The organism is Mesorhizobium sp. M1A.T.Ca.IN.004.03.1.1 (assembly GCF_003997555.1).
Classification (GTDB): domain Bacteria; phylum Pseudomonadota; class Alphaproteobacteria; order Rhizobiales; family Rhizobiaceae; genus Mesorhizobium.
The window spans coordinates 1-278 of the sequence record NZ_RZTV01000235.1 but is presented as its reverse complement, the minus strand read 5'-3'; the positions used below and the strand labels follow the sequence as shown (position 1 = coordinate 278).

Annotated in this window: 1 protein-coding gene; it reads left to right on the top strand. The window is 54.7% G+C overall.

Annotated elements, in window-relative coordinates:
* The coding region (locus EOD29_RS38075; RefSeq protein WP_348630468.1) for a LysR substrate-binding domain-containing protein at nucleotides 1–278 on the top strand (278 nt) is incomplete at both ends.

The window sequence follows — 278 nt, the reverse complement described above, 5'->3', positions numbered from 1 at the left end:
CCCGCTCTCACCAACTTCTTTCACGCTGACGGTTTGGCACCTCCACCGCTTGCAATTTCTACGAGTTCTTTCAATACGGCTTTGGAACTGATCGCCGCAGGACGATACGCGATGATCGTGCCCAACCAGTTCCAGCCTGTGGTCGAAGCGTCGGGTGCCGTCGCTTATCCGCTCAGGACGCCTCTTCACGCCTATGAAGTAGGGGTTTCTGTACGAAGCTCTACGTTCCGCTATCCGATTGTAAAGCGGCTGACGGAAATTCTCCAAATCGAACTGGC